Source organism: Acidovorax sp. ACV01, assembly GCF_014851495.1.
GTDB lineage: Bacteria > Pseudomonadota > Gammaproteobacteria > Burkholderiales > Burkholderiaceae_C > Acidovorax > Acidovorax radicis.
Map to the genome: position 1 here is coordinate 82710 of NZ_JACUZT010000012.1, position 7109 is coordinate 89818.

General features: G+C 60.6%; 8 protein-coding genes. 5 read left to right on the plus strand and 3 right to left on the minus strand.

Features of this window, described 5'->3' with window-relative positions; genetic code table 11:
• Positions 1 to 209 precede the first annotated feature (209 nt).
• On the minus strand, positions 210 to 1406 hold the full coding sequence (locus tag IB243_RS25505; protein WP_055401610.1) for an acyl-CoA dehydrogenase: 1197 nt from the start codon (positions 1404 to 1406) through the stop codon (positions 210 to 212).
• 188 nt (positions 1407 to 1594) lie between these two features.
• Between IB243_RS25505 and IB243_RS25510 the strand changes: the two genes are divergently transcribed.
• The 4 genes from IB243_RS25510 (at position 1595) to IB243_RS25525 (ending at position 4421) form a co-directional block, all read left to right on the plus strand.
• Positions 1595 to 2560 (plus strand): LysR family transcriptional regulator, encoded by a 966-nt coding sequence (locus tag IB243_RS25510; protein ID WP_192429924.1) that lies wholly within the window; start codon positions 1595 to 1597, stop codon positions 2558 to 2560.
• Positions 2561 to 2640: 80 nt separating this feature from the next.
• The gene (locus tag IB243_RS25515) at positions 2641 to 2856 is read left to right on the plus strand and encodes a hypothetical protein (RefSeq protein ID WP_010459881.1); all 216 of its coding nucleotides are present in this window, start codon (positions 2641 to 2643) and stop codon (positions 2854 to 2856) included.
• A gap of 178 nt (positions 2857 to 3034) precedes the next feature.
• A complete protein-coding gene (locus IB243_RS25520) occupies positions 3035 to 3913 on the plus strand; it encodes a DUF6279 family lipoprotein (RefSeq protein ID WP_192429925.1) in 879 nt (292 codons plus the stop codon).
• 166 nt (positions 3914 to 4079) lie between these two features.
• Positions 4080 to 4421: a DUF1090 family protein gene (locus tag IB243_RS25525; protein ID WP_192429926.1), complete on the plus strand. Its 342-nt coding sequence runs from the start codon at positions 4080 to 4082 to the stop codon at positions 4419 to 4421.
• 69 nt (positions 4422 to 4490) lie between these two features.
• On the opposite strand, the gene IB243_RS25530 is transcribed toward IB243_RS25525, so the two are convergent.
• Both IB243_RS25530 and IB243_RS25535 read right to left on the minus strand, forming a co-directional pair.
• Entirely contained in the window at positions 4491 to 5015 is a 525-nt protein-coding gene (locus tag IB243_RS25530; RefSeq protein ID WP_225585350.1) for a hypothetical protein, read from the minus strand.
• Between the two features lie 198 nt (positions 5016 to 5213).
• Entirely contained in the window at positions 5214 to 6212 is a 999-nt protein-coding gene (locus IB243_RS25535) for a hypothetical protein (protein WP_192429928.1), read from the minus strand.
• Positions 6213 to 6297: 85 nt separating this feature from the next.
• On the opposite strand from IB243_RS25535, the gene IB243_RS25540 reads away from it, so the two are divergent.
• Positions 6298 to 6957, plus strand: coding sequence for a hypothetical protein (locus tag IB243_RS25540; RefSeq protein ID WP_192429929.1), 660 nt, complete (start codon positions 6298 to 6300; stop codon positions 6955 to 6957).
• Positions 6958 to 7109 lie beyond the last annotated feature (152 nt).

A 7109-nucleotide genomic window follows, 5' to 3' on the forward strand; every position in this document is an offset into this window, starting at 1 on the left:
TATGAAATTGATAGCTGGTAGCGCTTGTCTATCAAGCGCTAGATGCCTAAAACACTTGAAATGTGCTTATGAAAGCCCCGTTTTAACTCCCTCTCCCCTCGCGGGAGAGGGTTGGGGAGAGGGGGAGAGCATCGGCACAACGCACACGCCGCAACCCCCTCTCCCCCCGACCCCTCTCCCGCGAGGGGAGAGGGGAGTGATGCGGGCGCTCAGTTGGCGAACGCCGCAATGCCCGTCTGCGCCCGGCCCAGGATCAGCGCATGCACATCGTGCGTGCCTTCGTACGTGTTCACCACCTCCAGGTTCACCAGATGGCGCGCCACGCCGAACTCGTCGCTGATGCCGTTGCCGCCCATCATGTCGCGCGCCAGGCGGGCGATGTCCAGCGCCTTGCCGCAGCTGTTGCGCTTGATGATGGAAGTGCCTTCCACGCTGGCCGTGCCCGCGTCCTTCATGCGGCCGAACTGCAGGCAGGCCTGCAGGCCGATGGCGATCTCGGTCTGCATGTCGGCCAGCTTCTTCTGGATGAGCTGGTTGGCCGCCAGGGGGCGGCCGAACTGCTTGCGGTCCAGCGTGTACTGGCGGGCGGTGTGCCAGCAGAACTCGGCCGCACCCAGTGCGCCCCAGGCGATGCCGTAGCGCGCGCTGTTCAGGCAGGTGAAGGGGCCCTTCAGGCCCTGCACTTCAGGGAAGGCGTTCTCTTCCGGCACGAACACGTCGTCCATCACGATCTCGCCGGTGATGGAGGCGCGCAGGCCCACCTTGCCGTGGATGGCGGGGGCCGTCAGGCCCTTCATGCCCTTGTCCAGCACGAAGCCGCGGATGGGGCCCACGGCGCCGCCTTCGGACACTTCCTTGGCCCAGACGACGAACACGTCGGCCACGGGGCTGTTGGTGATCCACATCTTGCTGCCCTTGAGCTTGTAGCCGCCATCGACCTTGTAGGCGCGTGTGGCCATGCTGCCGGGGTCGGAGCCGTGGTCGGGCTCGGTCAGGCCGAAGCAGCCAATCCACTCGCCGGTGGCGAGCTTGGGCAGGTACTTCTGCTTTTGCGCTTCGGTGCCGAACTCATGGATGGGCACCATCACCAGCGACGACTGCACGCTGGCCATGGAGCGGTAGCCCGAATCCACACGCTCCACCTCGCGGGCGATCAGGCCATAGGCCACGTACGACAGGCCGGGGCCGCCGTACTGCTCGGGGATGGTGGGGCCCAAGAGGCCCACTTCGCCCATCTCGCGGAAGATGCTCACGTCCATCTTTTCGTGGCGGAAGGCGTCGAGCACGCGGGGCGCCAGCTTGTCCTGGCAGTAGGCGGCGGCAGCGGCCTGGATGGCGCGCTCGTCGTCGGTCAGTTGCTGGCTCAGGAGGAAAGGGTCATCCCATTGAAAAGCGGCGTGGGCCATGTGTGTGTCTCCAGGTCAAACAAGAAGGAAAAGAGGCGAAAACGAATCGACTGGGATGCATCGTAGGCTTTGGCGTAGCACCCCGCAAGCGAGTTCTTTTCATCCAGACATGCGTTTATGGAATGTATGGAATACTGTTGCCGTATACGCCAAGGCGTAGCTACCCTTGCTTCAAGTTCCTCTTCATCATGCGCCGCAACATCCCATCGACCCAGGCCCTGGCATGCTTTGAAGTCGCCGCCCGCCACGAAAGCTACACCCGCGCCGCGCAGGAACTTTCGCTCACCCAAAGCGCTGTCTCGCGTCAGATCCAGGCGCTGGAGGAGTTCCTGGGCGTGCAGCTGTTTCGCCGCACCCGCCACGGCGTGGTGCTGACGCCTGCCGGCGCGCATTACGGCCGCCAAGTGGCACGCTGGCTGCAGGGGCTGGAGCGTGACACGCTCGATGTGATGGCGCACCAGGGCGAGGGCGGCACGATCACCCTGGCGGCAGTGCCCACCTTTGCCACGCGCTGGCTCATCCCGCGCCTGCCGCAGCTGGCGCAGCAACACTCCGACATCGTGGTGCACATCGACACGCAGACACGCCCTTTCTTGTTTGCCGACACCACCTTCGATGCCGCGCTGTACGCGGGCACGCCCGAGCAGGTGGCCAACTGGCCCGGCGTGCAGGCCCTGCTGCTGATGCACGAAGACGTGGTGCCCGTGTGCAGCCCCCGCCTGCTCGAATCCGCCGCGCCCCGGGGCCGGGGCCGCGCCCACCAGCCCGTGGCCGCCGAGGCGTTGGCCGACCTGCCCCTGCTCCAGCAAAGCACACGCCCCTACGGCTGGCGGCAGTGGTTCGACGCGATGGAGGTCCAGGCACCCAACGCGCTGGATGGCCCGCGCTACGAGCTGTTTTCCATGCTGGCCGTGGCGGCCACGCACGGCATGGGCGTGGCGCTGATGCCGCCTTTGTTGATCGAGGCCGAACTGGCCAGCGGCGAGCTGGTGGTCGCCTGCAACCGCCCGCTGCGGGGCGAGCGCGCCTACTACCTCATCAGCCCCGCGCAAGCGCAGCCGCCCGTGCTGGCGGCGTTTGCGCAGTGGCTGCAGGGCATGGCCGCGGCGGCAGGGGGTGCGCTGCCGGTGGCCGGGGCAGACGGCAAGGGATGACGCGCTTGCATCCGCCCAGGGGCTGAACTAATCTGGTGGCGCTGGAGTCTGTCTGCACATACCGACCCGGGAGTGACCCCATGACCACCTACCATGCCCCGCATTTCGACCCCACCGTGGACGAGATCGAGACCCTGAAACAACTCGAAATGGGTCAAGTCATCACGCTGCCCCATGCCATCAAGGACCATGTGTCCGGTCGCCTGCTGGAGTGGGGCTTCATCACCAAGGGTTCCGGCGGCGAGCTGGCCATTACGGCCAGCGGCCGGCAACTGATCCGCCGACAGGACAACTAGCCTCTACGGCGCCACAGAGCGCCACTGACGGCAAGGCGCCCGCGCAGGCCACTTTTTTAGCGCCGGGGCTGCGGCCAATCCTCGCGCAGCCGCCGGGGTATTGCGCCCCGCAAATTTCCCCGCCCCGCGTTGGCCCTATCCTGCCTCTCTTGCCGTCCTTCATTCACGAGGAGCTTCTGTGCGCGCACCGTCCCCCATTCGCAAAGCACTGTGTGTTGCCACCCTGGCGGCATGTGGCCTGCTGATGCAAGGCTGCAGTGCCGTCAAGCTGGCCTACAACCAGGTGCCGCAACTGGCCTACTGGCAGCTGAACAGCTACCTCGATCTCTCAGAAACCCAAACCGAGCGTGTGCGCGACGAACTGGGCGACCTGCACCAATGGCACCGCGACACCATGCTGCCCCGGCATGCCGAGCTGCTGCAGAAAGTGCAGCAACAACTGCCGTCCGCCATATCGCCCGACCAGGCCTGCCGCACCTATGACGATGTGCGTGCCCAGCTCGACAAGGTGGTCACCCAGGCCGAACCCAAACTGGTGTGGCTGGCCGCCCAGCTCACCGATGCCCAGGTCCGCAACCTGCAAAAGAAACAGGCCAGCAGCAATGCCGACTGGAAAAAGGAATGGGTCGACGTGACCCCCGAAAAGCTGCGTGAGCAGCGCTTCAAACAGCTCCTGTCACGCGCAGAAACCTTTTACGGAACCCTGGACGAGCCGCAAAAAGCTGCACTGCGCGCTTTTGTCGCCCAGTCATCGTTTGACCCGCAACGCACCTATACCGAACGCCTGCGCCGCCAGAAAGACCTGGTTCAGGTGCTGCAGAAAATCGCCGAAGACCGCACCAACACCGACCAGGCCCGCAGCCTGCTGCGTGGCTACCTCGCCCGCTTCAATGCATCGCCCGACGCGGCCTACCAGCGTTATGCACAGACGCTGGTGGAAGAAGGTTGCGACGGCTATTCGCGTGTGCACAACGCGATGACGGCAGGGCAGCGGTTGAAGGCAGTGCAATCGGTGAAGGGGTATGAGCAGGACTTTCTGGTGCTGGCGGTGCAGTGAGCGCTGGAGGATAGAAAGACAAACAAAAGGCTGCACTGCCGCTGAAGCGGCGTGCCCTTGTTCTGGGGGCCGCCTGTGACGCCTGAAAATTCTCGCGCTCCGCATCTCGGTCGACAGCGCGAATTGCTGTCATGCTCAGCCCTCATTCCCTCAGGTACTTACTTGTATGCATTTCAGCGGTTGTTGCACGTTGGTCATCGCGATAACCGTGACAGGTTCCGCCATCGCACAGCCCGCGAATCCGGTGGAGAACCACACTGCGTGCACTGCCGAAAAGGCCGACGTCGAAAAACGCATGGAAGTCGCCCGGTCCAAGGGACAGATGCTGCTACGTCGGCAGCTGGCGGACCAACTGGCGGCGCTGCAATCGAGCTGTCAGCCGCTCGCGGTCGACCCGGGCCGCGCGGCGAATATTGAAAGGCTGGAGAAGGAAGTCCGGGCGCTCCGGGCAGAGCTTGAAGCTGCCGAGGAGCAGTTGCGCAAGTTGAGAAGCGAGGCAAACCGCTGAACGGCGAGTGGGCTGCAGGAGCCGTGCCACGGCCCACAGGCTCGGCGCCACGCTGGGGCTGAGAGATTCCTACGCCAGATTGCGGGCGTAAAAATGAACCTGGGGCAGGGGCTTGTTGGATTCTGTGTGCCGGTGGCCATCGGCCTCGCAGATCCCCAAAAAATGCGCTGAAAATGGCGCTTTAGAAAATGGAAATCCCCTGTGAATCAACCTGTTGCCCATGCCGAGCTGATCGCCACTTTCAAAAGGGCGCAGGCAGACGCCGCCCACAAGCAGGGCCTCATCAAGGCTGTGGGTGCCAAGGGCCCAAAAGCCATTCAGGCGGCTGTCGATACGGCGGCCAAAGCAGCGAAGCGCAGGGATTCGTATGCGGAAAAGCTCGCTGCCCTGGGGGTGGTTCTCAAGGATTGAGCGGGGCACGGCGATGGCATCTGCCACGACAAGGCGAGCCGTGTCCATGACCCTTCGCCCGACGGACCGAGCAAGCTGGAGATCGGTGACACCTGCATCGACATCTGGCCGCAGGAGCGGCGCATGCTGGCCAACCTGCTTCTGGGAGACGCTGTGCAGTACAGCAACATCCAGACTGGGCAAGACCTCAACTTGCTTGCGCACCAGGTGTGGGGAGATCTAAAGCAATTGAGGCGGGACCTGGGAGGCTGACCGTCATGGGGTCCTGCAATCGGTGACACCTACTGCAGGAGAGGTAAGCCACGCATATGCAGTTGAAGCTTGTGGGTAGGTTGCTTCAAAGCAGCATCTATTTGATCTCAAGCACGCACAGGCAAATGTCTACTTGGCAAGCAAGGAAGGTGCGCTGAAACCGATTTGCCGAAGCCATCTGGCGAATTGCATGCCAGGTTCATGGAGTTCGTAAACACTACCATTTGTTGGGATATTTCGGAGAAAACCGTGTACTACCAAGGTCTGAAATTGCTCGTCTGGCCTTGCCACACCAAGGCTTCTAAGGACAGAAGTCCAACTATCAATCGCTTTTCCATGCCTGCTGCCATGCTGAGCAAGCGCCAACATGGAAAAGATGGTTTCCTCTCCGGCATGACTTAAGAATAGGCCTTTGACTGGAAATTCAAACTGTTGATGATCTGAGGGAGTCCACGGCCAAAGAACGGGCTGATCGTCATACAACACAAGAGGCGTTGATGCATGCGAAGGCTGCGTCAATCGAATACCGAAATGATGTGCTTTCACACCCGTGTCTTGCTTGTGGTAGTCGAATTTCTCTCGGGGCGGTGGTGCTTTCAGCTTCGTAATTTCCGCCTGAGCTTCTTCCAGCTCATTTTTTAGCGCAGCGATAGTTGCCTCTCGTTTTTCTCCTGCTTTCTGGAGGTTCTCGAGTGATTGAGCTGTTTCCGCTTTCTCTTGTTGCCATTCAGCTCTTTGCTTGATCATTATGGCCCGCATTTCCAGGGCCTCTTGTGCTGAAAGCGTCCTGGTTTCTGCGACTTGGAAAAGTGCTTCTCGGTTGAGGTTGCTCATTTTCTCGTGATCTGTAGCAATCTTCCGCAGCGCGGGCGGCAAAACATAAATCCAGAACAGTGCGGCTGCAAGCGGTATGGTTGTTCCGTGCAAGAGCCAATGCCACCATTCCGTCATGAGCTTTGTATCGATGTAAACGATCTTGTCCCTCCATCCGCCGTCGCCAACCAGCACAAGCAACAGTCGGAAATTCCAGATCGCCCAAGCGATAGCAAACGCACTTACAAGCGGGTTGCCAAAGCGTTCTCTCACGGTTTGAAAAATACCCAGCACGAAGTTCTTTGCGTCGTCCATTGCATCCCTCTGTGGTTTGCCAATTCTAGGCATTGGGGAAACGCTCCAATGGCATCATTGACTGAGTACGAAAGGAAGGTAAACGATGGAACCCGCACAACTGCAAGAGCTTGCAAAATTGATCGCTCTGGAAGTGAGTCTGCCTCAGTGGGCTGCATATTTGACGCTATTGGTCTCAGCAGTGTTCGGGGTCTACGTTATTGCCTATCAGAAGAAGCGCGGCGAGTCTAAGGCATTGCAGGCTGACTTTGAGATGCTGAAAATTCAGCTCGTGGAAAACACAAAAGCCTCTGAGGCAGTTCGACAAGCGCTTGCTGGCAGGGTTTGGATTCAGCAGCAGCAGTGGGCGAGACGCGAAGGGCACTACTTGGAATTGCTAGCCGCGATCTCGCTGATGGTGAACGTAGGTGACGATTTTTCAACTGCAGCGCGGGATCTGGAAAAATCCTATGACGAGAATTCAAAACAATACGGCAAGGCTGCAGAACTCCTGAAGAGGTTGGAAGAGGCGCGAGTCGACCTGCGACGGCTGGCCGGGTCTTGTGCGCTGTTCCTGTCCGATGAGGCAGTTGCTGCCGTGAATCAACTTATTGAAGCCAAGTTTTCTATTGCCAAGGAAGCAGGGAACCTTGTGGAGTACGGAGAGTTTTGGACAGATGCCGCAAGGCAGGCGTATGCCAGAGTTTTGAGTCAGGCCAAACACGAGCTCGCTGAGATCAAGGGCGGTATAGCCGCCCCCCAGTAGGGTTTCCGCATTCCTCGCACACACGTGTCCGCGCCGAAGTAGAACTGAGCCACCGCGCCGCTTGAATCGTGAGCCAGGGGTGGAAGCCGACGCTGTGATGGTCGGCTGTGGATAAGTGTATGCCTTGCCTTGTTCTGTGGCCTCTTTTCGCT

Excerpts from the sequence above, each read along its gene's own strand:
- IB243_RS25505 (WP_055401610.1), bottom strand. The coding sequence starts at position 1,406 with ATGGCCCACGCCGCTTTTCAATGGGATGACCCTTTCCTCCTGAGCCAG.
- IB243_RS25510 (WP_192429924.1), top strand. The coding sequence starts at position 1,595 with ATGCGCCGCAACATCCCATCGACCCAGGCCCTGGCATGCTTTGAAGTC.
- IB243_RS25515 (WP_010459881.1), top strand. The coding sequence starts at position 2,641 with ATGACCACCTACCATGCCCCGCATTTCGACCCCACCGTGGACGAGATC.
- IB243_RS25525 (WP_192429926.1), top strand. The coding sequence starts at position 4,080 with ATGCATTTCAGCGGTTGTTGCACGTTGGTCATCGCGATAACCGTGACA.
- IB243_RS25535 (WP_192429928.1), bottom strand. The coding sequence starts at position 6,212 with ATGGACGACGCAAAGAACTTCGTGCTGGGTATTTTTCAAACCGTGAGA.
- IB243_RS25540 (WP_192429929.1), top strand. The coding sequence starts at position 6,298 with ATGGAACCCGCACAACTGCAAGAGCTTGCAAAATTGATCGCTCTGGAA.